The 26,705-nt window shown below is 72.6% G+C and carries 25 protein-coding genes; 14 read left to right on the top strand and 11 right to left on the bottom strand.

The genetic code is table 11. From position 1 onward, the window contains the following. Nucleotides 1-14 precede the first annotated feature (14 nt). Entirely contained in the window at nt 15-908 is an 894-nt protein-coding gene (locus V3C34_RS13160; protein WP_346007358.1) for a hypothetical protein, read from the top strand. Here the strand turns inward: V3C34_RS13160 and V3C34_RS13155 are convergent. After that, nucleotides 871-1,482, bottom strand: coding sequence for a class I SAM-dependent methyltransferase (locus V3C34_RS13155; RefSeq protein WP_346007357.1), 612 nt, complete (start codon nt 1,480-1,482; stop codon nt 871-873). The genes V3C34_RS13160 and V3C34_RS13155 overlap by 38 nt on opposite strands. A gap of 79 nt (nt 1,483-1,561) precedes the next feature. On the opposite strand from V3C34_RS13155, the gene V3C34_RS13150 reads away from it, so the two are divergent. Next, nucleotides 1,562-3,043, top strand: a complete 1,482-nt coding sequence (locus tag V3C34_RS13150) for a DUF222 domain-containing protein (RefSeq protein WP_346007356.1) — start codon at nt 1,562-1,564, stop codon at nt 3,041-3,043. Nucleotides 3,044-3,066: 23 nt separating this feature from the next. Here V3C34_RS13150 and glpK read toward each other — a convergent pair whose 3' ends face one another. Beyond that, a complete protein-coding gene (glpK, locus tag V3C34_RS13145) occupies nt 3,067-4,599 on the bottom strand; it encodes a glycerol kinase GlpK (RefSeq protein WP_338537910.1) in 1,533 nt (510 codons plus the stop codon). 59 nt (nt 4,600-4,658) lie between these two features. Here glpK and V3C34_RS13140 point away from each other — a divergent pair, with 59 nt between their 5' ends. Then, the gene (locus tag V3C34_RS13140; protein ID WP_068322947.1) at nt 4,659-6,365 is read left to right on the top strand and encodes a glycerol-3-phosphate dehydrogenase/oxidase; all 1,707 of its coding nucleotides are present in this window, start codon (nt 4,659-4,661) and stop codon (nt 6,363-6,365) included. Nucleotides 6,366-6,368: 3 nt separating this feature from the next. Here V3C34_RS13140 and V3C34_RS13135 read toward each other — a convergent pair whose 3' ends face one another. Beyond that, nucleotides 6,369-7,817, bottom strand: a complete 1,449-nt coding sequence (locus tag V3C34_RS13135; protein WP_068322950.1) for an amino acid permease — start codon at nt 7,815-7,817, stop codon at nt 6,369-6,371. A gap of 81 nt (nt 7,818-7,898) precedes the next feature. Between V3C34_RS13135 and hflX the strand changes: the two genes are divergently transcribed. Both hflX and V3C34_RS13125 read left to right on the top strand, forming a co-directional pair. Next, a complete protein-coding gene (gene hflX, locus V3C34_RS13130; RefSeq protein ID WP_068322953.1) occupies nt 7,899-9,398 on the top strand; it encodes a GTPase HflX in 1,500 nt (499 codons plus the stop codon). A gap of 9 nt (nt 9,399-9,407) precedes the next feature. After that, nucleotides 9,408-9,689, top strand: a complete 282-nt coding sequence (locus V3C34_RS13125; protein WP_346007355.1) for a hypothetical protein — start codon at nt 9,408-9,410, stop codon at nt 9,687-9,689. Here V3C34_RS13125 and V3C34_RS13120 read toward each other — a convergent pair. Continuing rightward, nucleotides 9,679-10,272: a LysE/ArgO family amino acid transporter gene (locus V3C34_RS13120; protein WP_255218242.1), complete on the bottom strand. Its 594-nt coding sequence runs from the start codon at nt 10,270-10,272 to the stop codon at nt 9,679-9,681. The two genes, V3C34_RS13125 and V3C34_RS13120, sit on opposite strands and share 11 nt — an antisense overlap. 71 nt (nt 10,273-10,343) lie before the next feature. Between V3C34_RS13120 and V3C34_RS13115 the strand changes: the two genes are divergently transcribed. Next, nucleotides 10,344-11,225 (top strand): LysR family transcriptional regulator ArgP, encoded by an 882-nt coding sequence (locus V3C34_RS13115; RefSeq protein ID WP_068322959.1) that lies wholly within the window; start codon nt 10,344-10,346, stop codon nt 11,223-11,225. 41 nt (nt 11,226-11,266) lie between these two features. Continuing rightward, nucleotides 11,267-11,689: a VOC family protein gene (locus V3C34_RS13110; RefSeq protein ID WP_346007354.1), complete on the top strand. Its 423-nt coding sequence runs from the start codon at nt 11,267-11,269 to the stop codon at nt 11,687-11,689. Nucleotide 11,690: 1 nt separating this feature from the next. Here the strand turns inward: V3C34_RS13110 and V3C34_RS13105 are convergent, their stop codons facing one another. Both V3C34_RS13105 and V3C34_RS13100 read right to left on the bottom strand, forming a co-directional pair. Next, on the bottom strand, nt 11,691-12,275 hold the full coding sequence (locus tag V3C34_RS13105; RefSeq protein ID WP_346007353.1) for a cysteine hydrolase family protein: 585 nt from the start codon (nt 12,273-12,275) through the stop codon (nt 11,691-11,693). Further along, a complete protein-coding gene (locus V3C34_RS13100; RefSeq protein ID WP_346007352.1) occupies nt 12,272-13,774 on the bottom strand; it encodes a purine-cytosine permease family protein in 1,503 nt (500 codons plus the stop codon). Before V3C34_RS13100 ends, V3C34_RS13105 begins: the two co-directional genes overlap by 4 nt. 18 nt (nt 13,775-13,792) lie before the next feature. On the opposite strand from V3C34_RS13100, the gene V3C34_RS13095 reads away from it, so the two are divergent. Beyond that, complete coding sequence (locus V3C34_RS13095; protein WP_346007351.1) at nt 13,793-14,452, top strand: hypothetical protein; 660 nt, start codon at nt 13,793-13,795, stop codon at nt 14,450-14,452. Here the strand turns inward: V3C34_RS13095 and V3C34_RS13090 are convergent. Next, the gene (locus tag V3C34_RS13090) at nt 14,409-14,693 is read right to left on the bottom strand and encodes a DUF4031 domain-containing protein (RefSeq protein WP_338537917.1); all 285 of its coding nucleotides are present in this window, start codon (nt 14,691-14,693) and stop codon (nt 14,409-14,411) included. The two genes, V3C34_RS13095 and V3C34_RS13090, sit on opposite strands and share 44 nt — an antisense overlap. A 4-nt stretch (nt 14,694-14,697) precedes the next feature. After that, on the bottom strand, nt 14,698-17,298 hold the full coding sequence (locus tag V3C34_RS13085) for a DEAD/DEAH box helicase (protein ID WP_346007350.1): 2,601 nt from the start codon (nt 17,296-17,298) through the stop codon (nt 14,698-14,700). A 49-nt stretch (nt 17,299-17,347) separates the two neighbouring features. Between V3C34_RS13085 and V3C34_RS13080 the strand changes: the two genes are divergently transcribed. Genes V3C34_RS13080 through V3C34_RS13055 form a run of 6 tightly spaced genes read left to right on the top strand, consistent with a single transcriptional unit; the run spans nt 17,348 to nt 22,783 of the window. Then, nucleotides 17,348-18,337 carry a GNAT family N-acetyltransferase gene (locus V3C34_RS13080; RefSeq protein ID WP_169701827.1) on the top strand — a complete coding sequence of 330 codons (990 nt, stop codon included), beginning with the start codon at nt 17,348-17,350 and terminating at the stop codon, nt 18,335-18,337. Then, nucleotides 18,334-18,810 (top strand): hypothetical protein, encoded by a 477-nt coding sequence (locus V3C34_RS13075; RefSeq protein ID WP_346007349.1) that lies wholly within the window; start codon nt 18,334-18,336, stop codon nt 18,808-18,810. The genes V3C34_RS13080 and V3C34_RS13075 overlap by 4 nt, the downstream gene beginning before the upstream one ends. Before the next feature lie 15 nt (nt 18,811-18,825). Next, on the top strand, nt 18,826-20,148 hold the full coding sequence (locus V3C34_RS13070) for a uracil-xanthine permease family protein (RefSeq protein ID WP_346007348.1): 1,323 nt from the start codon (nt 18,826-18,828) through the stop codon (nt 20,146-20,148). A gap of 57 nt (nt 20,149-20,205) precedes the next feature. Continuing rightward, nucleotides 20,206-20,637, top strand: a complete 432-nt coding sequence (locus V3C34_RS13065; RefSeq protein WP_346007347.1) for a hypothetical protein — start codon at nt 20,206-20,208, stop codon at nt 20,635-20,637. Beyond that, complete coding sequence (locus V3C34_RS13060) at nt 20,637-22,112, top strand: sensor histidine kinase (protein WP_068322987.1); 1,476 nt, start codon at nt 20,637-20,639, stop codon at nt 22,110-22,112. The genes V3C34_RS13065 and V3C34_RS13060 overlap by 1 nt, the downstream gene beginning before the upstream one ends. After that, nucleotides 22,109-22,783, top strand: coding sequence for a response regulator transcription factor (locus V3C34_RS13055; RefSeq protein WP_068322990.1), 675 nt, complete (start codon nt 22,109-22,111; stop codon nt 22,781-22,783). Before V3C34_RS13060 ends, V3C34_RS13055 begins: the two co-directional genes overlap by 4 nt. Here V3C34_RS13055 and V3C34_RS13050 read toward each other — a convergent pair. From V3C34_RS13050 to V3C34_RS13040, 3 genes are read right to left on the bottom strand one after another with little or no spacing between them, the layout of a single operon-like run. Continuing rightward, complete coding sequence (locus V3C34_RS13050; RefSeq protein WP_068423466.1) at nt 22,776-23,399, bottom strand: response regulator; 624 nt, start codon at nt 23,397-23,399, stop codon at nt 22,776-22,778. The two genes, V3C34_RS13055 and V3C34_RS13050, sit on opposite strands and share 8 nt — an antisense overlap. Then, nucleotides 23,396-24,604, bottom strand: coding sequence for a sensor histidine kinase (locus tag V3C34_RS13045; protein ID WP_169701829.1), 1,209 nt, complete (start codon nt 24,602-24,604; stop codon nt 23,396-23,398). The genes V3C34_RS13050 and V3C34_RS13045 overlap by 4 nt, the downstream gene beginning before the upstream one ends. Then, nucleotides 24,601-26,670 (bottom strand): MMPL family transporter, encoded by a 2,070-nt coding sequence (locus V3C34_RS13040; protein WP_346007346.1) that lies wholly within the window; start codon nt 26,668-26,670, stop codon nt 24,601-24,603. Before V3C34_RS13040 ends, V3C34_RS13045 begins: the two co-directional genes overlap by 4 nt. Between the last annotated feature and the right edge of the window lie 35 nt (nt 26,671-26,705).

Here is a 26,705-nt window from a genome sequence, read left to right as displayed (position 1 = left end):
CCTAGACTCCCGCTGTGGAGCTGATGAGGGACGTCACCGCGGGTGGCTGGCTGATCGACCGGGTGGGTGACTGGGGTCTGGTCGGGGGCGTCGCGGGGATCGGCTTCGACTCGTACGCGCGGATCCTGCACCCGGTCCCGGTCACGCGCTGGGACCGGTCCGTGGTCGACGAGTGGGGCATGCCGCGTCTGCTCGAGGAGACCCGGTGGCCGTGGTCCGAGGTCGCAGCCCGACAGGGCCTGACGACGCACCCGCTCGTCCAGTTCAACCGCTTGGCCGACGTTCACGAGGGCGTGGAGCTCGCCGATGGGTGGAGGGTCGGTCAGACGCAGGAGGGGTTCTTCGACCTCGACCTGCTCGCCGGGCTGACCGAGCACCTGGCGGTCGCGACGACGACGCCGGACGACCTCGTCACCGGGATCTGGGCGGGGTGGGGCCAGCTCGGTGAGCGTGGGGTCGCCCGGTACCTCGAGGAGCGCAGCGGGTGGCTGGCACGCAGGCGGGCGCAGCGCGAGGCCGACATCGCGCAACAGGCTGGTGTCGCACCCGAGGTGCGCCGCGCGGTGAATCACGGGCCGTGCCTGCAGTGGCCGGGACGGGAGATGCTCCTCCTCGCCACGTCGACGAGCGAGCTGGCGGACCGGACATGGCCGCAGCGGGCCGGGCTGGGGGCGGACGACGGGATGTGGGAGATCAGCCCGCAGCTGCTCTGGCCGGCCGACCGGGCGTGGGTCGTGGCGAGCGAGATCGACTGGGACAGCACGATCGTCGCCGGACCGCGCTCTCTCGTCGATGCAGTCCTAGCGGACGAGAGGTTCGAGGCCTTCGAGGTCGATGCGGACGCGGACCTGAGCTACGAGGGCGACACGGTCAACCCGCCGCGGGGCGGGTGGACCGCAGCACCCTGAAGCCCTTGCTCGTCGTGACCCGCTCGGTGGGCAGCCCGAGCTCGTCGGTGATCCAGCGGGCGTAACCGTCGGCGCCGAGGTTCTTGCCGATGACGAGGTGGGCGTCTGCTCCCTTCGCCAGGCGGGGGAGCCACGTGCCCAGCAGGTCCTGGACGGCAGGCTTGCCGATGCGGATCGGCGGGTTGGACCAGATGGCCGCGAAGGCGACGTCTGCCGGCACCTCGTCGGGCCGGGCCGTGCGGACGTTGGCCAGACCGAGTCCGGCGGCATTGCGCCGGGTCAGGTCGAGGGCGCGCTCGGTGACGTCGACCGCCCAGACGGTGGCCTCGGGGGAGCGCATCGCGAGCGTCAGGGCGATGGGACCCCACCCGCAGCCGATGTCGAGCAGGTCTCCGGCGGCGGGGGGATCGGGCACCTCGGCGAGGAGGATCGCCGTCGCCCGGTCGAGGCCGCCGGGCGAGAAGATGCCGCCGGCCGTCTCCACCGTGACCTCGCGGCCGGCGAGCTCGAGCGTGAGCGGACGGCGCTCGCGGTCGGTCGCGGCGGGGGAGTCGGTGAAGTAGTGGTCGGTCACGCAGCAACCCTAGGTCGGTTGTCGGTGCCCGGTGGGATGCTGGCGCCAGCGATGGACATGCAGGGCGAGGGGAGGCGCGATGACGGATCCAGGGACCGACAGCACGGGGAGCGAGTCGATGCCGCCGGTCGCCCTGCCGGACCGGTTGGCCGCCTCGCTGGAGGCCTTGTCGGCGGCCCGCCCGGAGGGGTTGTCGCAGGCGGAGCTGCTCCGCGTGGTCAGCCTGCTGGAGGCGACGAAGGGGGCGGCTGCGGCTCTGCAGGCCCGCGCGACCGCTCGGTTCGTCGATGACCGCGACGCGCGGGTGGCCGAGCAGCTGGCGAGCGACGAGATCTCAGCCCGTGAGGCCCGGTGCCGTCGTGCCGCGGCGCGGGCGGAGCTGGCCCTGGCACGGCGGGTCTCGCCGAGCCAGGCCGATCGGCACGTCGGTCTGGTCCAGGGTCTGGTCCACGACCTGCCGCACACGATGGCGGCCCTGACCGCGGGTGAGCTCAGTGAGTGGCGGGCGACGATCGTGGCTCGCGAGACGGCGTGCCTCTCCCACGAGGACCGCGTGGAGGCCGACAGGCGGATCGCCGGGTGCCTGACGACGGCGGGGGACCGAGAGCTGTCCGCTGCGGCGCACCGGGCGGCGGTCGACCTGGATCAGGAGTCATTGGTGAGGCGTCGTCGCCGGGCGGCCGCCTCCCGCAACGTATCGGTGCGCCCGGCCCCGGACGGCATGGCCTGGTTGAGCATCCTGGGTCCGTTGACGGATGTCGTCGGCGCGTTCGCAGCACTGAAGGCCGCGGAGCACGCGCGGCACACCCTGACGGGCGACCCGGTCGTCGACGCCGCGCGCGTGGCGGACGAGCGAGGCCGCGGCGCGTGGATGGCTGACACGGCGTTGGAGCTGCTGTCGGGGCGCCACGCGGGGCAGGTGCAGCCCGTCGAGGTCGCCCTGGTGATGCGCGAGGAGGCGATCGTGCGTACGGACGGCGAGAGCGACGAGGTCGAGGTCCCGGGTTTCGGGGCGATGCCGGGACCGATGGCTCGTGAGCACCTCCTGCGGCTGTGTGACAGCGACACCCGGACCTGGCTGCGCCGCCTGTGGACCGCTCCGGGACGACGAGACCTCGTGGCCATGGACTCGCAGCGGCGCCTCTTCTCCGGGGTGCTGCGTCGGCTGATCGAGCTGCGGGACGCGTCGTGCCGGGTGCCGTGGTGCGGTGCCCCGATCAGGGACATCGACCACGTCAACGCCCACGCGGGCGGGGGCGAGACCTCCGCGGCCAACGCGATGGGGACCTGTCAGCGGCACAACCTGGCCAAGGAGTCGCCGGGCTGGTCGGCCGAGCTCGTCGCGGACGGGCTCGACCCCGGCGGTGGCCCACATCAGGTCAGGCTGACGACACCGACGGGCAACGACTACTCGTGCGTGGCGCCACCGCTGCTGGGCCACGGGAGACCCACGCGCCCCGGCACCTCGGCGGCCAGGGTGAGGCGCCGACCGGAGCCGGTGCCCGACCGGGCCTGGTCACCGCTTGAGGTTCACCTCGACGGGCTCGTCGACGCGGCCTAGGACGCCGACCTCGGACCCCGACCTCAGACGACGTCCTCGTCCACCCAGTCCAGGGTCTTGCCGATCGCCTTGGTCCAGTTGCGGTGCAGCCGCCCCACCTCGGTCTCGTCCATGGCCGGCGACCACCGGCGGTCCTCGGCCCAGTTGTCGACGATCTCGTCGGTCGACTCCCAGTACCCGACGGCGAGGCCGGCGGCGTAGGCGGCGCCGAGCGCGGTGGTCTCGGCGATCCTGGGCCGCACGACGTCGACGCCGAGGACATCCGCCTGGAACTGCATGAGGGTCTCGTTGGCCACCATGCCGCCGTCGACCTTGAGCTCGGTGAGACGGCCGCCGGCGCGCTCGGCGTCCGCCTGCATCGCGTCGAGCACGTCCTTGGTCTGGTACGCGGTGGACTCCAGGGCTGCCCGGGCGATGTGGCCCTTGTTGGCGAACCGGGTGAGCCCGAGGATCGCGCCGCGGGCATCGGGCCGCCAGTGCGGTGCGAAGAGCCCCGAGAAGGCCGGGACGAAGTAGACCCCGCCGTTGTCCTCGACGCTCCCGGCGAGCTGCTCGACCTCGGGGGCCTCCTTGATGAAGCCCAGGTTGTCGCGCAGCCACTGGATGAGCGAGCCGGTCACGGCGATCGAACCCTCGAGCGCGTACACGGCCGGCTCCTCGCCGAGCTGGTAGCAGACGGTCGTCAGCAGGCCGTTGTCGCTCCTGACGATCTCGGTCCCGGTGTTGAGCAGCATGAAGTTGCCCGTGCCGTAGGTGTTCTTCGCCGTCCCCGGCGTCAGGCACGCCTGGCCGAAGGTGGCCGACTGCTGGTCGCCGAGGACCCCTGCGATCGGCGTCCCCTTGAGCACTCCCGGCTTGCACTCGCCGTACACCTCCGAGGAGGAGCGGATCTCGGGGAGCACCTGCATCGGCACCCCGATCGCCTCGCAGGTCGCCTCGTCCCACGCGAGGGTCCGCAGGTCCATGAGCATCGTGCGGGAGGCGTTGGTGACGTCGGTCACGTGGACCCCGGCGTTCTCGCCGCCGCCGGTGAGGTTCCACAGGACCCACGTGTCCATCGTCCCCGCGAGCAGCTCGCCGGCCTCGGCGCGCTCGCGCGCCCCCTCGACGTGGTCGAGGATCCACGCGATCTTCGGTCCGGCGAAGTACGTCGCGAGCGGCAGGCCGCAGACCTCCTTGAAGCGGTCCAGGCCGCCGTCCTGGGCCAGCTCGTCGACGATCCCCTGGGTACGCGTGTCCTGCCAGACGATGGCGTGGTGGATCGGCTGGCCGTTGCTCCTGTCCCACACGACGGTGGTCTCGCGCTGGTTGGTGATGCCGACCGCCGAGATGTGCCCGCTGTTGAGGTTGGCCTTGCCGAGCGCCCCGCCGATGACCCGCCGGGTGTTGTCCCAGATCTCCATGGCGTCGTGCTCGACCCAACCGGCACGCGGGAAGATCTGCTCGTGCTCGATCTGGTCGGTCGCCACGACCGAGCCGTCCCGGTCGAAGATCATCGCCCGGGTGCTGGTCGTCCCCTGGTCGATGGCCAGCACGTAGGTCTTGGCAGCGCTCATGTGCGGCATCCTGTCAGGTCCCTTTCGCCTGTGGTGCCGACCGCGACTACCGTTGTGCCATGCCGAATCCCACGCCCCTCGACCCCCAGCAGCGCGTCGCGGCCTGGCGCCGCATCGCGGAGGAGGACCTTGACGTCCTGGTCATCGGCGGTGGGGTGACCGGCGCCGGCGTCGCCCTCGATGCGGCGACCCGTGGCCTCAAGGTGGCCCTCGTCGAGCAGCGCGACTTCGCCTCGGGGACCTCCTCCCGCTCGAGCAAGCTCTTCCACGGCGGCGTGCGGTACCTCGAGCAGCTCAACTTCGGCCTGGTCCGCGAGGCGCTCAAGGAGCGCGAGCTCATGCTCACCCGCATCGCGCCGCACCTCGTCAAGCCGGTCTCCTTCCTCTACCCGCTGGCGCACCCGGTCTGGGAGCGGCCGTACGTGACCGCCGGGTTGACCCTCTACGACTCGATGGGCGGCGGCCGGTCCGTGCCGCGCACCAAGCAGCTGACGAAGGGGGGAGTCCGTCGCCTCGTCCCCGCGCTCAAGCCGTCCGCCCACCACGGCGGGCTGCTCTACCACGACGCCCAGTGCGACGACGCCCGCCACACGCTCACGGTCGTGCGCACGGCGGCGTCCTACGGCGCGACCGTCCTCAACTCGGCGAAGGTCACCGGTCTGCTCCACGCGGGCGAGCGGGTCGTCGGCGCGCGGGTGCTCGACGTCGAGACCGGCGACGAGGTGGAGGTCAGCGCGTCGGTCGTCATCAACTGCACGGGCGTGTGGACCGATGACATCCAGCGGATGGCCGGTGGCCGCGGCCGGTTCCACGTCCGGGCGAGCAAGGGCGTGCACATCGTCGTCGCCCGCGACCGGGTCAACTCCGAGACGGGCCTGATCCTGCGCACGGAGAAGTCGGTCCTCTTCTGCATCCCGTGGGGCACCCACTGGATCATCGGTACGACCGACACGGACTGGAACCTCTCTCGGGCGCACCCGGCGGCGACCTCCACGGACATCGACTACATCCTCGAGCAGATCAACGGCGTGCTCGTCACCCCGCTGACCCGCGACGACATCCAGGGGGTCTACGCCGGGCTGCGCCCCCTGCTGGCCGGTGAGTCCGAGGAGTCCTCGCAGCTCAGCCGCGAGCACGCGGTGGCCCGTCCCCAGCCGGGTCTGGTCTCCATCGCGGGCGGCAAGTACACGACCTACCGGATCATGGCGCAGGACGCGGTCGACGCGGCCCGTGTGGACCTGTCGCCCGGGGTCCCGGACAGCGTCACCGAGCACATCCCGCTCGTCGGGGCCGAGGGCTACCAAGCGCTGGTCAACCAGCTCGACACCCTGAGTCGCCGTCACGACCTGCCGGTCTGGCGCCTGACCCACCTGCTCGACCGCTACGGGTCCCTCGCCGTCGACCTCTTCCGGATGATCGACGAGGACCGCGCCCTCGCCGAGCCGCTCGAGGGAGCGGAGGAGTACCTCGTCGTCGAGGTCGTCTACGCCGCCCGCCACGAGGCGATGCTCCACCTCAACGACCTCCTGACCCGTCGCACGCGCATCTCGATCGAGACGACCGACCGCGGCGTCCAGGCGGCCGCACCGGCGGCGCGGGTCCTCGCGGCCGAGCTGGGCTGGGACGCGGAGCGCACCGAGTCGGAGGTCCAGCACTACCTGCGGCGGGTGCAGGCCGAGATCGAGAGCCAGCAGATGACCGAGGACGAGCGGGCCGATGCCGAGCGCACCGAGGCGACCGACATCCGCACCCTGGCCAAGGGCTGAGGCCTACGCCCTGGAGCCGACGTCCGGGCGCTGCTCGATGGTGTGCGCGGGCAGGTCGACCGGAGCCCGACCCTCCCCGCGGACCAGCGTGAAGTACGCCAGCGTGAGCAGGACCAGCGCGCCGGCCCCCACGTAGAAGGCGTTGCGTCCGGAGTCGGTGGTCGCGAGCAGCACGATGACGCCCAGCATGAAGACGATCGCGATGCTGTTGAGCACCGGGAAGAAGGGCATCCGGTAGGGCGTGTCGGGCGCGCCCTCGCGGATCATCCGCGCCCGCATCCGCCAGTGGGCGAGCAGGATCATCAGCCACGTGAAGACCGTGGCGAAGGTGGCGATGGCCGCGACGTAGAAGAAGAGCCGGTCCTCGATCGTCAGGAAGAGCGCGATGCCGACGGCGCCGGTGACGAACATGATGAGCACGGGGACGACCGGGATGTGCGCCCGGCGCGAGACGTGGTGGAAGACGCGTGGCGCGTGGCCCTGCTCCGCGAGGCCGTACATCGTGCGGGAGCAGGCGTAGAAGATCGCGTTCATCGCCGACAGGGCCGCCGTGATGACGACGAAGTTCATGATGTGCTCGGCCGCGGGGATGTCCAGGGCGGCGAAGACCTCGACGAAGGGAGAGGTCTCGCCGGTCACCTCGTCCCACGGGATGATCGACATGATCACCGCGAGCGCGGCGACGTAGAAGAGCAGGATGCGCACGGGCACGGTGTTGACCGCTCGCGCGATGGAGCGGTCCGGGTCGTCCGCCTCGCCGGCCGTCATGCCGAGCGTCTCGATCCCGCCGAAGGAGAAGACGACGACGCTCAGGCTCATGACGATGCCCCACAGGCCGAAGGGGGCGAACCCGTCGTTGCTCCACAGGTTGGCGAAGTCGGGGGTGGTGCCACCGACGTCCTTGCCCCAGAAGATCAGGACGAGGCCACCGACGACCAGGGCGAGGATCGCGAGGACCTTGATGAGGGAGAACCAGAACTCCATCTCACCGAAGACCCGCACGGCCATGAGGTTGAGGCAGCCGATGAGCACGAGCGCGGCGACCATCCACACCCAGCCGGGCACGCCGGGGAACCACAACCCCATGTACGTCGCCACGGCGGTCATGTCGGCGATGGCGACGACGGCCAGCTCGAGCCAGAAGACCCACCCCGTGATGAACCCGGCGAAGGGGCCGAGGAAGGACCCGGTGTACTGGGCGAAGGACCCGGCGACGGGGTGGCGCACGGCCATCTCGCCCAGCGCGCGCATGACGATGAAGACCATGGCACCGGCGACGAGGTAGGCCAGCAGCACGGCCGGGCCAGCGGCCTGGATGGTCTCGGAGGAGCCGAAGAACAAGCCCGTGCCGATGGCGGTGCCGAGGGCGATGAACTGCACGTGGCGGGGGTTCAGACCCCGATCCAGGTGGTCCTCGGTGGGCGTGGGGACGACGTCGTGGGTGGCGGACACGAGGTCCGAGCCTACGTCCGGCTCCCACGCAGGACTAATGGGTGGATCGTGGGCGTTGGAAGGTGAGATCCTGAGGAGAACATGACAGAACCACTTCACGACCACGACGCGTCCGCCGACGACATCCGCCTCGACGCCACGATCGACCGGGTCCTCTCCCGACGCGCACAGGCGCTCGCCGACGACGAGGGCTTCCTCGACCGCAGCGACTACGACGGCGACCAGCTGGACCGCGAGGAGCGCTCCGCCCTTCGCCGTGTCCAAGGGCTGTCCACCGAGCTCGAGGACATCACCGAGGTCGAGTACCGCCAGCTGCGGCTCGAGCGCGTCGTGCTCGCCGCGGTGTGGAACGACGGCACGATCGAGGACGCGGAGAACTCGCTGCGCGAGCTCGCCGCCCTCGCCGAGACGGCCGGCTCCGAGGTCCTCGCCGGCGTCCTGCAGCGCCGCCAGAACCCCGACCCCGGCACCTACCTCGGCTCCGGCAAGGCACTCGAGCTGCGCGACATCGTCGAGGCCGAAGGAGCCGACACCGTCGTGTGCGACACCGAGCTCAGCCCGAGCCAGCGGCGCGCCCTCGAGGACGTCGTCAAGGTCAAGGTCATCGACCGCACGGCTCTGATCCTCGACATCTTCGCCCAGCACGCCACCTCCCGCGAAGGCCGCGCGCAGGTCGAGCTGGCCCAGCTGACCTACCTGCTCCCGCGCCTGCGCGGCTGGGGTGAGTCGATGTCTCGGCAGGCCGGTGGCCAGGCGGCCGGCGGCCAGGGCATGGGGTCGCGCGGTCCCGGTGAGACCAAGATCGAGCTCGACCGCCGCCGCATCAACTCGCGCATCTCCAAGCTCAAGCGCGACATCGCGGGGATGAAGACCCACCGTGACACCAAGCGCTCCTCGCGCCGCAGCAACGGCACGCCGTCCGTCGCCATCGCCGGCTACACCAATGCCGGCAAGTCGACATTGCTCAACCGACTCACCCACGCCGGGGTGCTCGTCGACAACCAGCTCTTCGCGACCCTCGACACCACCGTGCGGCGCTCCGAGACGGCCGACGGGCGCGAGTTCACCCTCGCCGACACCGTCGGGTTCGTGCGCGAGCTCCCCCCGCAGCTCGTGGAGGCCTTCCGCTCCACGCTCGAGGAGGTGGGCGAGGCCGACCTGCTGCTGCACGTCGTCGACGGCTCGCACCCCGACCCGGAGGGGCAGATCTCCGCGGTCCGTTCTGTGCTCGCCGACGTCGACGCGACCGATGTCAAGGAGGTCATCGTCATCAACAAGGCCGATGCCGCCGACCCCGAGGTCGTCGACCGCATCCTGCGCAACGAGAAGCACTCGATCGCCGTCTCGGCGCGGACGGGGGAGGGCATCCCGGAGCTGCTCGCGCTCGTCGCGGACGAGCTGCCCCGTCCGGACATCGACGTCGAGGTCCTCGTCCCGTACGCGCGCGGCGACCTCGTCAGCCGGTTGCACGACGAGGCCGACATCCTCTCGGAGGACCACGTCGCCGACGGCACCCGGGTCAGTGCCAGGGTGCACCCGGACCTCGCGGCCGAGCTCGCCCCCTTCGTCGCGGTCGCCTGACCCGTTCCGGTGGAACCACTGGCGGTCCTGGCCGCCGCCCTCGTCGGAGCGCTCTTCGTCGTCCCGACGGCGCGCGGGATCGCCCAGGCGGTCCGGGCACGCGATGCGTGGGCGCCCTTCGAGCGTTCGCGCGGGCACCGTGGTGCCCTCGCCCCGGGCGGTGGGTACCTCAGCTCGTTGCGGGCGCCCGGGCACGGCCAGCGCTCCTGGACGGGACTCTGGGTCCGGTGGGTCTGCTGCGTGGGCGTCACCGCGAGCACCGTGCTGGCGGTGGCTCGCCTCATCTGGTGACGAGCAGCACCGCCAGCCCGATCATCGTCACGCCGATGACGCCGTCGAGCACCCGCCAGGTGCCCGGCCGGCCGAGCGGCCCGGCCAGGGCCCGTGCGCCCAGGCCCAGCGCCGAGAACCACAGGGTGCTGCCGAGCGCGGCCCCGCCCGCGAAGGCCCAGCGCTGCTCGCCGTGACCGTTGGCGATCGACCCGAGCATGAGCACGGTGTCGAGGTAGACGTGCGGGTTGAGGAAGGTGATGGCCAGCGTCGTCATCACGACCGACCCGCGCGAGGTGGGCGCATCGGCGGTCAGCGTCTCCGGTCGGGCGGCACGCCGCAGGGCGACGAGACCGTACCCGAGCAGGTAGGCCGCCCCCAGCCACGTGACGACGCGCACCAGCTCGGGGTGGGCACCCACCAGCGCGCCGACGCCGGCAGTGCCCAGACCGATGAGCAGGGCGTCGGCGGCGATGCAGATGAGCACGACCGGTGCCAGGTGCTCGCGACGGATGCCCTGGCGCAGGACGAAGGCGTTCTGCGCGCCGATGGCGACGATGAGGGTGAGTCCGGTGAGCAGACCGGCGAGGGCGGAGACGGGCACAGGGCACGACGCTAGACGCTCGCCACCGTGCAGGCCAGTGAAGGATCCTTCAGGATCATTAGCATGGCTTCATGCAGCTCGAGCAGTTGCGAGCCCTGCTCGCCGTCATCGACGCCGGTACCTTCGACGCCGCGGCCCGCTCCCTCCACGTCACTCCCTCCGCGGTGAGCCAACGGATCAAGGCGCTCGAGCGCGACACGGGTCGGGTACTCGTCGAGCGCGCGATCCCGTGCCGGGCGACCGAGGCAGGGCAGTCGCTGGTCCGCACGGCTCGGCAGATGGTCCTGCTCGAGGACGAGGCGCGTGCCGCGTTGGGCGAAGGGGGATCCACGCACGTCGCGCTGCCGGTCGCCGTCAACGCCGACTCCCTCGCGACGTGGTTCGCGCCCGTGCTCGAGGTCGCCGCCGGCTGGCCGGACACGCGGCTGCAGCTCGAGGTCGAGGACGAGGAGTACAGTGCCGACCACCTGCGGCGCGGGGGAGTGGTCGGTGCGGTCACGGCCGACCCGACGCCGGTCGCCGGTTGCCGCACGGAGCCGCTCGGGGCGATGCGCTACCTCCCGGTGGCCTCGCCGGCCCTGGCCGAGCGCTTCATCCGAGGGCGGGGCCACGACTGGGCTGCCATGCCCGTGCTGCGCTTCAACTCCAAGGACGACCTGCAGGCCGAGGTGCTGCGGGACCTGGGCGTCATGACCGAACCGCCGACGTCGCAGGTGCCGTCGTCGGAGGGCTTCGTCGCGGCCGTGCGCGCCGGCCTCGGCTGGGCGATGGTCCCCGAGGCACAGCTCGGCGACGACCTCGACACCGGCGAGCTCGTGCTCCTGCGCAGCCGTGAGCGCCGTGACGTGCCGCTGTACTGGCAGGTCTGGACCCTCGGCACCCCACGCCTCACCCGCCTCACGGAGGCGGTTCACGACGCCGCTCGGCGACTGCGTCCGGTCCGCACCCGCTGAGGCCTACCGCCGGTCGGTGCGCCGGGGCCACCATGGGTGGCATGGCATCGACACTCAACCCGTACCTGAGCTTCGACGGCAGTGCCCGTGAGGCGATGGAGTTCTACCAGTCCGTGCTCGGCGGCGAGCTGGTCGTGCACACCTTCGGCGAATCCATGCCCGACGCCGGCGACATCGCCGACCAGGTGATGCACGCGAGCCTGCAGACCGACGCGGGCTACACGATCTTCGCCAGCGACACGCCACCCGGCATGACGGCCACGCCCGGCAGCGCCATCACCATCAGCATCAGCGGCGATGAGGCGGAGCGGCTGCGCGGCTACTGGTCGGGGCTCACCGACGGCGGCACCGTCGAGGTGCCCCTCGAGATGCAGATGTGGGGGGACGAGTTCGGCTCCTTCACCGACCGCTACGGCGTCCCGTGGATGGTCAAAGTCGCGGGGAGCTCGGTGAGCGGCGGCTGAGCTACCGCTCGGCGAGGACCTCGGCCGAGGTCGACACGACGATCTGCGGCGCGTACAGGCCCATGACCTGCAGTGCGGCCGCGTGGTCCTCCTCGCTCGACCCCGCGCAGGCGTCGGCGGCGACGACGAGCGTCGCGCCGGCGTCCGCTGCGGGCAGCGCGGTGGAGATGACGCAGCAGTCCGTCGAGACCCCCGCGAGCACGAGCGTGGGCGTCTCGCCGGTGACGCGCCTCAGCGCCGTGCCCCACTTGCCGAAGGTCGTGACGTCGACCGTGCCCCGGCTGCTCCACCCGTTGGCGGGGGAGACGAGGTCGAAGAGCGGATCGGTGTCGGGCCGGTCGGCGAAGGCCCAGTGCTCGAAGTACGGCCCCCAGGAGCCCTCCCGTGAGGTCCCCGGGAGCCAGCGCGTGACGAGCGTGCGCTCGGCACCGAATCCGGAGCGCAGGCTCTTGATCGGGCCGAGGGCCGCGTCGAACATCGGCGAGCCCCACTCGGAGGCAGGGTCGGCGAAGATGCGCTGGGGGTCGACGACGACGAGCCAGGCGTCGTCGAGGTCGGGCAGCGAGGGCCGCTCGGCGCCCGTCACAGCCGCTCCTCCTGCCGCCGCACCACACCGCGTCGCGCCACCCAGGTGATGACGAAGGCGAGCACGAGCGCCATGACCACGCCGAGGTTGGCGTAGGACCAGTCCCCGGCCCAGTAGCTCCCGGCCGGGTCCTCGACGAGCTCGGTGCCCATGAAGGCCTTGAGCAGGTAGCCCTGCCAGTTGTTCCACGTCGAGTCCGGCATCGCGTTGGTGACCAGACCCCACCCGATGGCCGAGGTGAGGACCATCGTCGCGACGGAGATCCAGTCGACCGACCCGTAGCGCCCGCGGGAGTCGAAGAGCGCGACCTCGTCGTAGTCCCGGCGCCGCAGCGCGAGGTCGGACAGGAAGATCCCGGCCCAGGCCGCGAGCGGCACCCCGAGGGTGATGAGGAAGGACTGGAAGGGGCCGAGGAAGTTCTCGGCGAAGAAGACCACGTAGATCGTGCCGAGGGTGAGCAGCAGCCCGTCGATGCCGGCGGCGGCGGGGCGCGGGATCCGCACCCCGAGGCTCAGCAGGGTCAGGCCCGAGGAGTAGATGCCGAGCACCGCGCCGGAGACGAGCGCGAGCACGGCGGCCACGCCGAAGACCACGAGGTACCACGTCGGCAGGATCGTCGCGAGGGTGCCGACGGGGTCGGCGACGATGCCTGCCCGCAGGTCCGCGTCGGACCCCGCCAGGCCGATGCCGTACGCGACGAGCAGGGCCGGCGCGAGCGCGCCACCGAAGGTGTTCCACGCGACGATCGCGCCGGAGGAGGCCTCGCGGCTCTGGTAGCGCGACCAGTCGGCGGCGATGTTGATCCACCCGAGGCCGAACCCGGTCATGACCATGATCAGCGCGCCGAGGACCTGCTGGGGGGACCCCCCTTCGACCGCCGTGAGCGCGGACCATTCGATGTGCGCCACGGTCAGCAGCACGTAGACGACCGTCGCGAGGCCGGTCACCCAGGTGAGCCACGACTGCAGCCGCATGATCAGGTGGTAGCCGGCGACCGAGGCGACGACGATGAGCCCGGCGACGACGAGCATCGCGATGATCTTGGTGGGCGTCCCTCCGCCCCAGCCGAGCTCGCGCATGACTGTCGCGGTGGCGAGCGTGGCCATGATCGCGAGGAAGGTCTCCCAGCCGATCGAGACGATCCACGAGACGACGCCCGGCAGCTTCTGCCCCTGGACGCCGAAGGCCGCCCGGGAGATGACCATCGTCGGGGCCGAGCCCCGCTTGCCGGCGACGGCGACGAGCCCGCACAGCAGGAAGGAGATGACGATCCCGAGGATCGACACGAGGATCGCCTGCCAGAAGGAGATGCCGAAGTCGAGCACGAAGCTGCCGTACGAGATGCCGAAGACGGAGACGTTCGCGGCGAACCACGGCCAGAAGAGGTCGGAGGGCTTCGCGGTCCGGTCGGCCTCGTCGATGATCTCGATGCCCGTGGTCTCGACCCCGGCGCGCCGGACGGACTCGAGGGTGTCACCCGAGGGGGAGGGAGCGCTCATTCGGGCAGAATCCCACACGTGATGACCCTGCGTGAGCGATGGCACGCCGATGTGACCGCCCTGGTGCCGGGCGCGGACCCCGCCGCAGTGGACGAGCTCGGCGACGAGCTGCTCGTGCGGTGGCGCGAGCCGCACCGCGCGTATCACGGCCCGGTGCACCTGGCGGAGGTCCTCGCGGCCCTCGACGAGCTGGCCGAAGGAGGTGACCTCCCCGCCGAGGACCGGCACCTCGCCGAGCTGGTCGCGTGGTTCCACGACGCGGTGTACGAGACCACCGCCGCATCGGGTGCGACCGAGGAGGCCTCGGCGGTGCTCGCGGAGCAGCGCCTGCCCCTCCTCGGGCTCCGGGCGGCGGAGGTCACCCGCGTGGCGCGCCTGGTCCGCGACAGCGCCACGCACGAGATGGCCGTCGACGACGCGGTCTCCCGGGCCTTCCACGACGCGGACCTGTGGATCCTGGCGTCGCCGACCGAGCGCTTCGACTCCTACTGCACCCAGGTGCGCGCCGAGTACGGGCACGTGCGGGCGAGGGACTTCGCGCGGGGGAGGACCGCGGTGCTCACCCCCTTCGCCGAGCGGGAGCGCCTCTACCTCACGGACCACGCGCACGAGCACTGGAGCGCGCGGGCCCGAGTCAACCTTGCTCGGGAGCTCGCCCGGCTCGCTCCGCCTGCGTGACCCTCAGGCCGCTGCGGATGAGTCGGCGGATCAGCTCGGACCCGGCGACCTCGTGGGCCCCGGCGGCGACGACCTCGCCGTATCGCTCGACCGGCACGTCGTAGTGGTCCTCGTCGAAGAGCCGACGCTGCAGCCCGACCGCCTCCGCGAAGGCGTGCAGCTCCTCCAGCGAGGAGTCGGACACGAGGTGGCTCCAGGTGCGGCCCCATCCGGGCCAGGTGGGCGGGTCGACGAGGATCATCGGCTCACAACCGTCTCAGCGCGGTCGCCAGGACGACCGCCTCGCCGACCCGGTCGGACGCAGCGAGGTCGACCTCGGCCTCGATGACCCAGTCGTGGTCGCCCTCGGGGTCCGCGAGGGTCTGGCGCACCCGCCACAGCCGCACGTCCGGCGCGTCCTCGTCGTCGACCCCGGGGGCGGGTCCGCTCGCCTCCTCCACGTGCAGGTGGTGCGGGCCGCGGGCGTCCTGGTCGGTGGCGATCCGGTCGTGCTCCTCCCAGTAGTCGCCGAGCGCGCCGTCCCACGCGTCATACCCCATGACCGGGGTCCGACCGTCGTCGGCGAGCTCGGCGGCGGCGGTCTCGATGGCGCTCAGCCCGGACAGGTCGTCGCGCGCGGCGCGTTCCACGCGCTGCCACAGGGCGCCCCGGACCATCGTGCGGAAGGGACCGGTGCGCGCACTCAGCGGGCGCGGCGGTGTGGCGGCCTCGCGGCCCTGCGCGAGCCGGACGGCCGCGTCGGGGTCGGACAGGGCCTCCCACTCGTCCAGCAGCGAGGAGTCGGTCTGGCGCACGGTCTCGCCGAGCCAGTCGATGATCTCCTCGAGCGCCGGCGAGGAGTGGGCCTCGGGCACCGTCCGGGTCAGGGTCCGGTAGGCGTCGGTGAGATAGCGCAGGACGAGGCCCTCGCGCGGCGCGAGCTGGAAGCGGCGGACGAAGTCCGCGAAGGACATGCCCTCCTCCCACATCAACCGGACGACGGACTTGGGGACGAGTGCCTCCTCGGGCAGCCACGGGTGGCTCTGCCGGTAGGTCTCGAAGGCGGCCTCGAGCTCCTCCGCGAGGGGCCGCGGCCAGGTGATCTCCTCGAGCAGCCGCATCCGCTCCTCGTACTCGATGCCGTCGGCCTTCATCTCCGCGATCGCCTCGCCTCGGGCGGCGTGCTGCTGCGCGACGAGCACCGCCATCGGCGCCTCGAGCACCGCCTCGATCGTCGAGACGACCTCGAGGGCGTGGGTGGGGGAGTCCGGGTCGAGCAGGTCGAGCGCGGCCAGGGCGAAGGGGGCGAGCGGCTGGTTGAGCGCGAAGTCGGCGGGCAGGTCCAGGGTCAGCGCGACGGTCCGCCCGGTCTCGTCCGGCTCGGGGAGACGCTCCAGCACACCGGAGTCGAGCAGACTGCGCCCCAGGCGGACGGCTCGACGGGCGAGGCGGGACCTCCCCTTCGCGTCCTCGTGGTTGTCCCTGGTGAGCCGCGAGAGCGAGGCGACCGGGTCACCGGGGCGGGCGACGAGGTTGAGGATGAGCGAGTTGTCGACCTTCATCCGCGAGCGCAGGACCTCCGGCTCGGCGGACGTCAGCTTGGCGAAGGTCTCCTCGGTCCAGACGATGAAGCCCTCGGGGGCCTTCTTGCGCTGGACCTTCTTGCGCTTCTTGTCGTCGTCGCCCGCCTTGAGCAGCGCGCGGTGGTTGTCGATGACGTGCTCCGGCGCCTGGACGACGACGTAGCCCTCGGTGTCGTACCCGGCGCGGCCCGCGCGGCCGGCGATCTGGAGGAACTCGCGCACCCGCAGCACGCGGTGGCGGGACCCGTCGAACTTCGTCAGCGAGGTGAAGAGCACGGTGCGGATGGGCACGTTGATGCCGACGCCGAGCGTGTCGGTGCCGCAGATGACCTTGAGCAGGCCGGCTTGGGCGAGCTGCTCGACGAGACGCCGGTAGCGGGGGAGCATGCCGGCGTGGTGCACGCCGACGCCGCGGCGCAGCATCCCGCCGAGCGTGCGGCCGAAGCCCGCGGAGAAGCGGAAGCCGGCGAGCCGGTCGGCGATCGCCTGCTTCTCGTCCTTGTCGAGCAGCTTGAGCGTCTGCAGCAGGCGGGCGTGCTCGGCGGCGTTGGCCTGGGTCTGGTGGACGACGTACACCGGGGCGCGACGCCACTCGAGGATCTCCTCGATCGTCTCCTGGATCGGGGTGAGCGCCCAGGAGAAGGTCAGCGGCACCGGCCGCTCGGCGTCCGCCACGACGGCGACGTCGCGCCCCGTCCGCTCGCGCAGGTCGGCCGCGATCGCGCGGGTGTCGCCGAGCGTGGCCGACATGAGGAGCATCTGCGCCTGCGGCAGCTCCAGCAGCGGCACCTGCCAGGCCCAGCCGCGCTCGGGCTCGGAGTAGTAGTGGAACTCGTCCATGACGACCAGGCCGACGTCGGCGCTGCTGCCCTCGCGGAGCGCGAGGTTGGCCAGGACCTCGGCGGTGCACACGATGATCGGGGCGTCGGCGTTGACCGAGGCGTCGCCGGTGAGCATGCCGACGTTGTCGGGGCCGAAGGTCGCGCACAGGTCGAAGAACTTCTCGGACACCAGGGCCTTGATCGGTGCGGTGTAGAAGGCGACCTCGTCCCTGGCCAGCGCGTGGGCGATCGCGCCGGTGGCGACGAGGGACTTGCCGGACCCGGTCGGGGTCGCGAGGACCACGTGGTCGTCGCCGAGGAGGGCGAGCAGCGCCTCCTCCTGGTGCGGGTACAGCGGCGTGCCGCGGTCGGCGGCCCACGTCGCGAAGAGCTCGAAGAGCGCGTCGGGCTCGGTGCCGACGGGGACGGCGAAGGGGGCGGAGGCGGTGGTCGTCGAGGTCATCGTGGCTCCATCGTCCCAGTGACCGGGGTGGTGGTGCACCATGGCCCACGTGACTGCAGTGCTGCCTCCACCGCGATCGATCACCACGGCCGGGTTCGGCCTCCGTGCCCCCGTCGTGGGCGACGCCCGCCTCGTGGCCGACCTCATGGGTGATCCCGAGGCCGTCGAGCGTGCCGCCGAGATCGTCCGGGGCTGGCGCGCGCACTGGGACCAGCACGGCTACGGCGCCTGGGTCGTCGAGGACGGAGCCGGGGCCCGCGCCGGCTTCGTCGGGCTCCGGGCGCACGCCGAGTTCATCCGCGTGACGATCCGCGTCCTCGAGCGCGAAGGGGGCGAGGACCTGGCCGCGCGCTCGCTGCGGGCGGCGGTCGCGCACGCCCTCGAGTGGTTGCCGGACTTGCCGCTGCGCATGCGGGTGGCCCCGGACGACCTCGCGACCAGGCTCGTCGCCGAGTCCGCCGGGATGATGCACGTCGCCGAGCTGGACCACACCGTGGACGGGGAGGAGTGGCAGGTCCTCGAGCTGCCGTACCTGCGGGTCGCCGAGCGCATCCCGGCCCGGGCGCGCGAGGCGATGCTCGACATGTGGGTCGCGGTCAACGACGCCGGCGGTGCGGTCGGGTTCCTGCCCGGCGCCTCCCGCGAGGACGTCTCGGCCGTGCTCGACGGCTACGAGGCGAGGCTCGAGCGGGGGGACACGGTGTGCGTCGCCCTCAACTCGCCGCTGGGCGACCTGCTGGGCTTCGGCTTCGTCGTCGGGTCGACCGGGGCACTCATGGCGCACGGCGCCACCCTCGAGCGGGTCATGACCGACCCCGGCCGCCGTGGCACCAACCACGGCGCCCTCCTCATGGCGGGCCTGCACCGCACGGCCCGCGACCGCGGCTTCGAGCTCGTCACCCTCGACTACCGGGGCGGGACCGGGCTCGGCGAGTTCTACACCCGGTACGGCTACGCGGAGGTCGGTCGGGTGCCGGGGGCGGTCCGGGTCGCGCCCGGTGACGACCGGGACGGCGTGATCATGGCGCGCTCGCTGTGACCCACCTCGAGCCCTTCGGCCACGGGACCGCGTGGCTCGCCGTCCTCGACCGGTCGCAGGCCGAGGTCGCCGAGGCGCTGGGCCTGACGGACGGGCGCGGGGTCGACGGGGCCGAGGCCGTGGGCGCCGTCTCGGGCACGGGCATCCTCCCGCCGGTCCCGGGCGTGGACAGTCGCTGGACGCTCGCCATCAGCCACCGCATGTCCGGCATCTCCCCCCGACGGCTCGGCGCGCTCACCGCGCTGCTCGGGACCCGGGTGCACCTCTACGACACGACCCGTGACGCCGCACCGGAGGAGGTGCTCGCGCGGGCCGCCGCCGAGAGCATCGACCCCAGGACCCTCGCCGGCCAGGTCCCCGGCAACGCGGTGTACTACGACGACGTCGACGAGGGTCCACCGCCGGGCGAGCGGCTGTCCACGCCCTCGCGCACCCCGTGGCTGTGGTCCGTCCTCAGGGGTGGCCGTCCCTGACCTAGCATTCGGCCCATGACCGAGACCGATCAGGACACCGCGAGCAGACCCCCCTTCGGCCTCGGGTGGCAGCTCCACGGCGACGGGCGGGAGGTCCGGCCCGGCGAGGTCGTGCGGCCCGGCGAGCGGCTGTCGTGGCCGCGGACGATCGGTCTCGGCGCACAGCACGTGGTCGCGATGTTCGGCGCGACCTTCCTCCTCCCGCTGCTCGTCGACATCTCGCCCGCGACGACCCTCTTCTTCAGCGGCATCGGCACGATGCTCTTCCTCGTCCTCACCGCCGGGCGGGTGCCGAGCTATCTCGGCAGCTCCTTCGCCTTCATCGCCCCGTTCACCGCCGCGACGGCGAGTCACGACCAGGCGACCGCCTTCGGCGGCGTCGTCATGGCGGGCGTGGCCCTCGCCCTGCTCGGCCTGGCCGTGCAGCTCGCCGGCGACCGGTGGCTGCGCGCCCTGATGCCCGCCACGGTGACCGGTGCGATCGTCGCCCTCATCGGGCTCAACCTGGCGCCGAGCGCCAAGGCCAACGTCGAGCAGGGGCCGGTGACCGCCCTGGTCACCATCGCCGTCATCCTCGTGGTCACCGTCGCCACCCGGACGCTGTTCTCCCGCATAGCGATCCTCGTGGGCGTCGCGGCCGGCTATGTCGCCGCGCTGCTGCAGGGACAGGTCATCTTCGCCAAGGTCGAGGAGGCGTCCTGGTGGGGGATGCCGGACTTCCAGGCGCCCCACCTCGACCTCGCCGTGGCAGGTCTCTTCGTCCCCGTCGTCCTCGTCCTCGTCGCCGAGAACGTCGGGCACATCCGCTCCGTCGCCTCGATGACCGGTGAGGACCTCGACCCGATCACCGGGCGCGCGCTCATCGCCGACGGGCTCGCGACCACCCTCGCCGGGGCCGGCGGCGGGTCCGGCACGACGACCTACGCCGAGAACATCGGGGTCATGGCGGCCACCCGGGTCTACTCCACCGCGGCCTACTGGGTGGCCGCGGTCGTCGCCCTGCTCCTGTCCTTCTCGCCGAAGTTCGGCGAGGCCATCGCGACCGTGCCCGCGGGCGTCCTCGGCGGAGCGGGCGTCGTCCTCTACGGGATGATCGGCCTGCTCGGCGCGAAGATCTGGATCGAGTCACGGGTCGACCTCGGCAACCCGATCAACCTCATGACCGGCGCAGTCGCGCTGATCATCGGCATCGCCGACTTCACCTGGCAGATCGGTGACCTGCAGTTCGCCGGGATCGCGCTCGGGACCGCCGCCGCGCTGCTCGTCTTCCACGGCATGCGGGCCCTCAACCTCGTCACCCGCGCGGTGCCCGACCCGCTGACCCCGCTCGATCGATGAAGACCTCCTCATCTCGTCCTCATCATCGGATCATCCGGACTGCCTAGGGTCATCGGCATGAGGACAGGACGACGCATCGGACGAGACGGCTTGCTGCTGGCGGCACTGCTCTGCGTGCCCCTGCTGGTGCTGCTCGGGTTCCGCGTGGCGGCCGCGCCCTCGGACCCGCCGCCGGTGCAGGAGCGCCCCCTGCAGCTGACGAGCGAGACGCGCCCCTCCAGCCCGACGTCGAGCTCGACCTCCTCCAGCCCCAGGACGTCGAGCCCCAAGACGTCGAGCCCCAAGACCTCGAGCCCCAAGACGTCGAGCCCCAAGACCTCCAGCCCCAAGACGACGCAGCCCGTCTCGTCGTCCACGTCGTCGCGCCCCACGTGGACGCCCCCGCCCAGCGTCACCACCCGCTCCGATGCCCCGGTGCCGATGTACGACGACGATGATGGGGACGACGACGGGGACGACGCGGATGATGACGAGTACGACGATGACTGATGGCGGCTGAGCGCCGCCCGCGGCCCAGGCTGGCCAGGGACACCATCGTCGGCTGGATGCTGCTGATGCTCCTCGTCAGCCTGCTGAGCGTCATCATCGTCGTGCGCGAGAGCCTGCACCGGTCCGTGACCGACGCCGCCAACGCCGACGTCTCGCAGGAGATCGAGGAGTTCCGCACCTTCACCGAGGAAGGCGTCGACCCCGAGACCTCGAAGCCCTTCACCTCCGCCGAGCGGCTCCTGACCGTCTACCTCACCCGCCAGCGGCCCGGGGCGGGCGAGGCCATCGTCGGCTACGTCGGCCAGTCGGGGGTCGTCACGACCTCGTACGGTCCCGGCGCTCCCGACCCGCAGGAGTACGACCTCACCCGGGACACCTCGCTCGTCCGCGACGCCGAGCGCCGGACCTCGGGCACCACCGACACCCCGGCGGGCGAGATGCGGTGGGCCCGCACCGTCGTCGACGTACGCGGCGGCGACGACGCGATGATGCTCGTCGCCGTCTTCACCGAGGGCGCGCGGGCCGAGGCCGACCGCACCGTGCGCACCTTGACCCTCGTCTCGCTGGTCGCGCTCCTCTTCGCGGGCGTCGTCTCCTGGCTCGTCGCCGGTCGGCTGCTGCGCCCGGTGCGCCTCGTCCACGAGGCGGCCGAGGAGATCACCGAGCAGGACCTCACCCGGCGCATCGACGTCGGTGACGACGACGTGTCCGGGCTGGCCGCGACCTTCAACCGGATGCTGGACCGCCTCGAGGAGGCCTTCCTCGCGGAGCAGCGCTTCGTCGACGACGCCGGCCACGAGCTGCGCACCCCCATCACCGTCATCCGTGGCCACCTCGAGCTCATGGACGACGACCCGCGGTCGCGGGCGGCCACGATGCGCATCGTCACCCAGGAGCTGGACCGGATGAGCCGGATCGTCACCGACCTGCTCGCGCTGGCCAAGGCCGACCGTCCGGACTTCCTCCGCCCGGTCGACGGGGTCGACCTGTCCGCCCTCACGGTCTCGCTCGACGCGAAGATCTCCGCCCTGGCCGAGCGCAGCTGGCGGGTCAGCCAGGTCGCCGAGGGGACCGCCCGGCTCGACGCCGAGCGGATCACCCAGGCCGTCCTGCAGCTCGCGCAGAACGCTGTCCAGCACACCCACGACGGCGACGCGATCACGCTCGGGTCCGATGTGGTCGACGACCCGGCCCTGGGCCGGGCGCTGAGCATCTCCATCACGGACACGGGGCCGGGGGTGCCGCAGGCGGACCGGGAGCGGATCTTCGAGCGCTTCTCGCACGGCGAGCCGCCGGACGGTCGCCGCCACAGCGGGGCCGGCCTGGGCCTGGCGATCGTGCGCGCCATCGCCGAGGGGCACGACGGTCGGGTCGACGTGGGAGCCGGACCGGGTGGGGGCGCCGTGTTCACGATCGTCATCCCCGTCGACGAGGACACCGGACGCCACGAGCAGGACGACCAGGAGGCACCATGAGCAGCATCCTCATCGCCGAGGACCACGAGGAGATCTCGAGCTTCATCGACAAGGGGCTGCGGGCCAACGGCCACCGCACGACGATCACCGCCGACGGCCGTCAGGCCTGGGCGCTCGCCGGTACGGGTGCCTTCGACCTGCTCGTGCTCGACGTCGGGTTGCCCGGCCTCGACGGCTTCGAGGTGCTGCGGCGGCTGCGCGGCGACGGCGTCGACATCCCGGTCATCATCCTCACCGCCCGCGACGGTGTGGACGACACGGTCGCGGGCCTCGAGGGCGGGGCCAACGATTACATGACCAAGCCCTTCCAGTTCGCGGAGCTGCTCGCGCGGGTGCGCCTGCGGCTGCGCGAAGGGGGCGCCGCACCCGCCACGGACACCGCCCTCACCCTCGGCGACCTCAGCCTCGACGTGCGTCGCCGGACCGCGCGCGTGGCCGAGCGCGAGGTGGAGCTCACCGCGCGGGAGTTCGCGCTGCTCGAGGCGTTCGTCGAGCACCCGGAGCAGGTGCTCTCCCGGGAGCAGCTGCTCGGCATGGTGTGGGACATGGACTTCGACCCGGGGTCCAACGTCGTCGACGTCTTCGTCCGCTCGCTGCGCTCGAAGATCGGCGCCGAGCGGATCGTCACCGTGCGCGGCGTGGGCTACCGGCTCACCGCGGTCGTCAGCTGATCAGGCCCTCCTCACGGGCGCGCGCGACCGCGGCCGTGCGCGAGTCGACGTCGAGCTTGGTGAAGACGTGCACGAGGTGGGTCTTGACCGTCGCCTCGGAGATGAAGAGCGTGCGGGCGATCTCCTTGTTGCCCAGGCCCCGGGCGACCGCGGTGAGGATCTCGACCTCGCGCGCCGACAGCTGCGCACGCGGCCGGCCCAGCCGGGCGACGACCCGCTGGGCGAGCTCGGCCGAGAGGACCGTCCCGCCCGCTGCGGCCCGGACGACGGCGCCGACGATGTCGGCCGGGTCCGCGTCCTTGAGCAGGTACCCGGCCGCCCCGGCCTCGACGGCGCGCACGATGTCACGGTCGGTGTCGTACGTCGTGAGGACGAGCACCGCCGGCGCCTCCCGCCCGGAGCGGAGGGAGGCCGTCACCCCCACCCCGTCCATCCCGTCGCCGAGGCGCAGGTCGGTGACGACGACGTCGGGACGCTCTCGCTCCGCGACCACCAGGGCCTCCTCGCCGGTGCCCGCCTCGCCGACGACCGCGATCCGCTCGTCCTGACCGAGCAGGGCGACGATGCCCAGCCGCGTCACCGGGTGGTCCTCGACGACGACGACACGCACGCTCACGGTGTCTCCTTCACGGTGCGGGGCGAGGGGACCCAGGCCGAGACGGCCGTCCCCTCGTCGGGGGTGGACTCGACGGCCAGGCCGCCGCCGACCTCGCGCAGGCGGGCTCGTGTCGCCCGCAGGCCGTAGCCCCCTTCGCCGGTGGTGCTCGGTCCGGACGACCACCACGCGTCCGCGTCGAAGCCACGCCCGTCGTCGACGACGTCGACCCGGACGGTCTCCTCGCTCGCGTCGAGGGTGACGACGACCCGGCTGGCGGCGGCGTGGGTGCGGATGTTGGCGAGTGCCCCCTGGACGCACCGCAGGAGCGTGACCTCGGCGGTCGTCGGCAGCGGCGGGAGCGTCCCGGCGACGACGACCTCTGCCTCGACCCCCGACTCCTGCGCGAAGCGCTCGGTGACCCGGCGCACGGCCGCGGCGAGGCTCCCTTCGTCGAGGTCAGCGGGGGCGAGGGCCGCTACCACCCGGCGCGACTCCTCGAGGCCGCGGGTGGCGCCGTCCTCGAGGTGGCCGAGCAGTTCGCGGACCCGGGCGGGGTCCTCCTCGGCGCCGGCCGCGCGGGCGAGCAGGACGATCGAGCTGAAGCCCTGGGCGATGCCGTCGTGGATGTCCCGGGAGAGCCGGGTGCGCTCGCTCGTCGCCCCTTCGGCACGCTGCACGCGGGCGAGCTCGTCGGTGAGGGCCGCGGTCTCCTCCTGCGCCGCGTAGAGCGAGGCGATGAGCCGCTGCCGCTCGATGCCGTCCCGCACGAGTGCCTGCTGGGCCCAGGCGACGCCGAGCGCGACGACCATGCCGATGAGGGGGCCGATGATCGCGGCGAAGGAGGCCGCGCCGGTCTGTCGGACCGGCTCGAGGGCGACGACCACGAAGACGCCGAGCGAGATGAGCACGGCCGGCAGCAGCGGCAGGACGTGGCCGGCCAGCAGCCACAGGGGGAAGGCGAGCCAGACGTTCTCGGGGGAGACGAGGACGAGGAGGGTCCACAGCAGGACCAGCACGAGGAACCAGCGGGTGCCTGCCCGGGCGAGGCGTGGGCCGACGGAGTACCAACCGATGAACGCGGCGAGCGCGGCGATCTCGGCGAGCGGGTGGGCCCCGTCCACGATCGCCCGGAGTCCGCAGACCAGGGCCAGCACGCCGAGGAGGGCGTGCCGGCCCAGCCGCAGCCACCGGCTGGTGACCGTCTGGTCGAGGGGCGCGCTCACCGGCGTGACGCTACCCGCCCGGGCCACCAGAAGCGGTCGCCGACGAGGGCCGTCGCGGCGGGCACGACGACGGTGCGCACGAGGAGGGTGTCGAGGAGGACACCGAGCCCGACGACGAGCCCGAGCTGGCCGAGCACGACGAGAGGGAGGACCCCGAGGGCGGCGAAGACCGCGGCCAGGACGACCCCGGCGCTCGTGATGACCGCTCCCGTCCGGGCGACCGCCCGGGCGACCCCCTCGCGGGTGCCGTGCCCACCGGTCTCGGCGCGCGCCCGGTGCATGAGGAAGATCGTGTAGTCGATCCCCAGCGCGACGAGGAAAAGGAAGGCGAGGAGCGGGACCTGCACGTCCAGCGCCGCGTGTCCGAGCAGGTGCTCGTCGAGCCACGCCCCGAGGCCGATCGCCGCGAGCGCGCTCGCCGCGTTGAGCAGCAGGAGCACGAGCGGACCGACGAGCGCGCCCAGGATCAGGACGAGGACGACGAGGCTCACGAGCAGGACGAGGGGGGCGACGGTCGTGAGGTCGCTCTCGGCGGCGGGGCGGGCGTCGAGCAGCTCGGCGGAGCCACCGCCGACCAGGGCGTCGGCACCCGGGACGGCGTGGGCGCTCGTGCGCAGGTCGCGGGCGAGGTCGAGGCTCGCAGGCGTGCCGGGGGAGGGCTCGCCGATGACCGTGAGCCGGGCCAGGCCGGCGCCGTCGGTGCCCGCCGGGACGACCGTGGTGACGCCGTCGACGGACTCGAGCGCGGAGACGGTCGCCGCGGTGCTCCCCTCGCGCGTCGTCACGGCGAAGGGGGCGAGCGACCCGGCGGGGAAGTGCTCGCCGACCGTGACGAGGCCGTCGGCGGACTCGGAGGCGGTGCGGAAGGAGTCGGCCTGGGCCAGGCCGACGCTCGCGCCGGAGAGGCCCGAGGCGAGGACGGCCAGCACGGCGAGACCACCGACGAGGTGCGCCCCGGGGCGGGCGACGACGCGGCGGGCGACCTTCGCCCAGACGCCGTCGTGGCCGGGCCGGTCACCGGGGCGGGGGACGAAGGGCCAGAAGACCCGCCGGCCGACCAGGGCGAGGGCGGCGGGCAGCGCGACGAGGACGGCGACCAGGGCGATGGCGAGGCCGACGGCGGAGGCCAGCCCGAGCCCACGGGTGCCGGGGACGCTCGCGAGGAGCAGGGTGCCCAGCGCGAGGACGACGGTGGCGTTGCTCGCGAGGATCGCGGGGACCGTGGCGCGCCAGGCGACCGCGAGGGCGGCGCGGTGGTCCGCGTGCTCGTGCAGCTCCTCGCGGTAGCGGGAGATCAGCAGGAGGGCGTAGTTGGTGCCGGCGCCGAAGACGAGGACCGAGACGATCCCGGCGTCGAAGGGGAGACCGCTCGCCTCGCCGACGGCAGCCGTGACCCTGCCGGCGAGCCGGTCGGCGGTCCCGACGACCACGAGCGGGACGAGCCAGAGGACCGGTGAGCGGTAGGTGAGGAGCAGCAGGAGCGCGACCACGCCGATGGTCACGGCGAGCAGGGTGAGGTCCGCGCCGTCGAAGGACGAGGCGATGTCCGCACCGAAGGCGGGCCCACCGGTGACCTCGACGGTCAGGTCCGCCGGCGCGTGCTCGGCGACGTCGGCACGCAGGTCCTCGATGGTCTGCACCGCCGCGGCGCTGTCCTCGGTCACGGGCACCGGCACGGTGACCGTCGCGGCCCGGCCGTCCTCGCTGACGCGGGCGTGGGCGTCGGTGGCGCCGAGGTCGTCGGCGAGGTCGGCCAGGGCGGAGGTGTCGGCGGGGGAGAGGGCGGCTCCTCCCTTCGTCGCGACGAGGACGACCGGGGCATCGCCGCTCCCGGGGAAGTGCCGCAGCTGCCCGGCCACGATGGCGGACTCGGCGGTGGCCGGGTAGCCGTCGCCCCGGGGCGGTGCCTGCGCGGTGCCGAGCAGGGGGGTGGCCAGCCCGACGAGCAGGAGGGTCAGGACGAGCACGAGGGCGGCCCCGCGGCGGCCGGTCAGGCGCTGCGCGAGGGTCTCGCGGGACCCACGTGGAGGGGTGTAGGGGCGGTGAGGTCGCAGGGTCGTCGTCATGGCACCCAGTCCAGCGGCGAAGGGGGCTCGCCCGC

The organism is Janibacter terrae (genome assembly GCF_039636765.1).
Taxonomy (GTDB): Bacteria; Actinomycetota; Actinomycetes; order Actinomycetales; family Dermatophilaceae; genus Janibacter; species Janibacter terrae.
Note: the sequence above shows the minus strand (reverse complement) of the source record. Positions and strands in the feature narration are given on the sequence as shown.

What these genes read in the sequence shown, in the direction of transcription:
- V3C34_RS13090 (WP_338537917.1), bottom strand. Translation starts at nt 14,693, where the DNA reads ATGATCCTCGTCGACCCGCCCACCTGGCCCGGATGGGGCCGCACCTGG.
- V3C34_RS13065 (WP_346007347.1), top strand. Translation starts at nt 20,206, where the DNA reads ATGAGGACAGGACGACGCATCGGACGAGACGGCTTGCTGCTGGCGGCA.
- glpK (WP_338537910.1), bottom strand. Translation starts at nt 4,599, where the DNA reads ATGAGCGCTGCCAAGACCTACGTGCTGGCCATCGACCAGGGGACGACC.
- V3C34_RS13150 (WP_346007356.1), top strand. Translation starts at nt 1,562, where the DNA reads ATGACGGATCCAGGGACCGACAGCACGGGGAGCGAGTCGATGCCGCCG.
- V3C34_RS13070 (WP_346007348.1), top strand. Translation starts at nt 18,826, where the DNA reads ATGACCGAGACCGATCAGGACACCGCGAGCAGACCCCCCTTCGGCCTC.
- V3C34_RS13100 (WP_346007352.1), bottom strand. Translation starts at nt 13,774, where the DNA reads ATGAGCGCTCCCTCCCCCTCGGGTGACACCCTCGAGTCCGTCCGGCGC.
- V3C34_RS13060 (WP_068322987.1), top strand. Translation starts at nt 20,637, where the DNA reads ATGGCGGCTGAGCGCCGCCCGCGGCCCAGGCTGGCCAGGGACACCATC.
- V3C34_RS13085 (WP_346007350.1), bottom strand. Translation starts at nt 17,298, where the DNA reads ATGACCTCGACGACCACCGCCTCCGCCCCCTTCGCCGTCCCCGTCGGC.
- V3C34_RS13040 (WP_346007346.1), bottom strand. Translation starts at nt 26,670, where the DNA reads ATGACGACGACCCTGCGACCTCACCGCCCCTACACCCCTCCACGTGGG.
- V3C34_RS13140 (WP_068322947.1), top strand. Translation starts at nt 4,659, where the DNA reads ATGCCGAATCCCACGCCCCTCGACCCCCAGCAGCGCGTCGCGGCCTGG.
- hflX (WP_068322953.1), top strand. Translation starts at nt 7,899, where the DNA reads ATGACAGAACCACTTCACGACCACGACGCGTCCGCCGACGACATCCGC.
- V3C34_RS13115 (WP_068322959.1), top strand. Translation starts at nt 10,344, where the DNA reads ATGCAGCTCGAGCAGTTGCGAGCCCTGCTCGCCGTCATCGACGCCGGT.
- V3C34_RS13055 (WP_068322990.1), top strand. Translation starts at nt 22,109, where the DNA reads ATGAGCAGCATCCTCATCGCCGAGGACCACGAGGAGATCTCGAGCTTC.
- V3C34_RS13110 (WP_346007354.1), top strand. Translation starts at nt 11,267, where the DNA reads ATGGCATCGACACTCAACCCGTACCTGAGCTTCGACGGCAGTGCCCGT.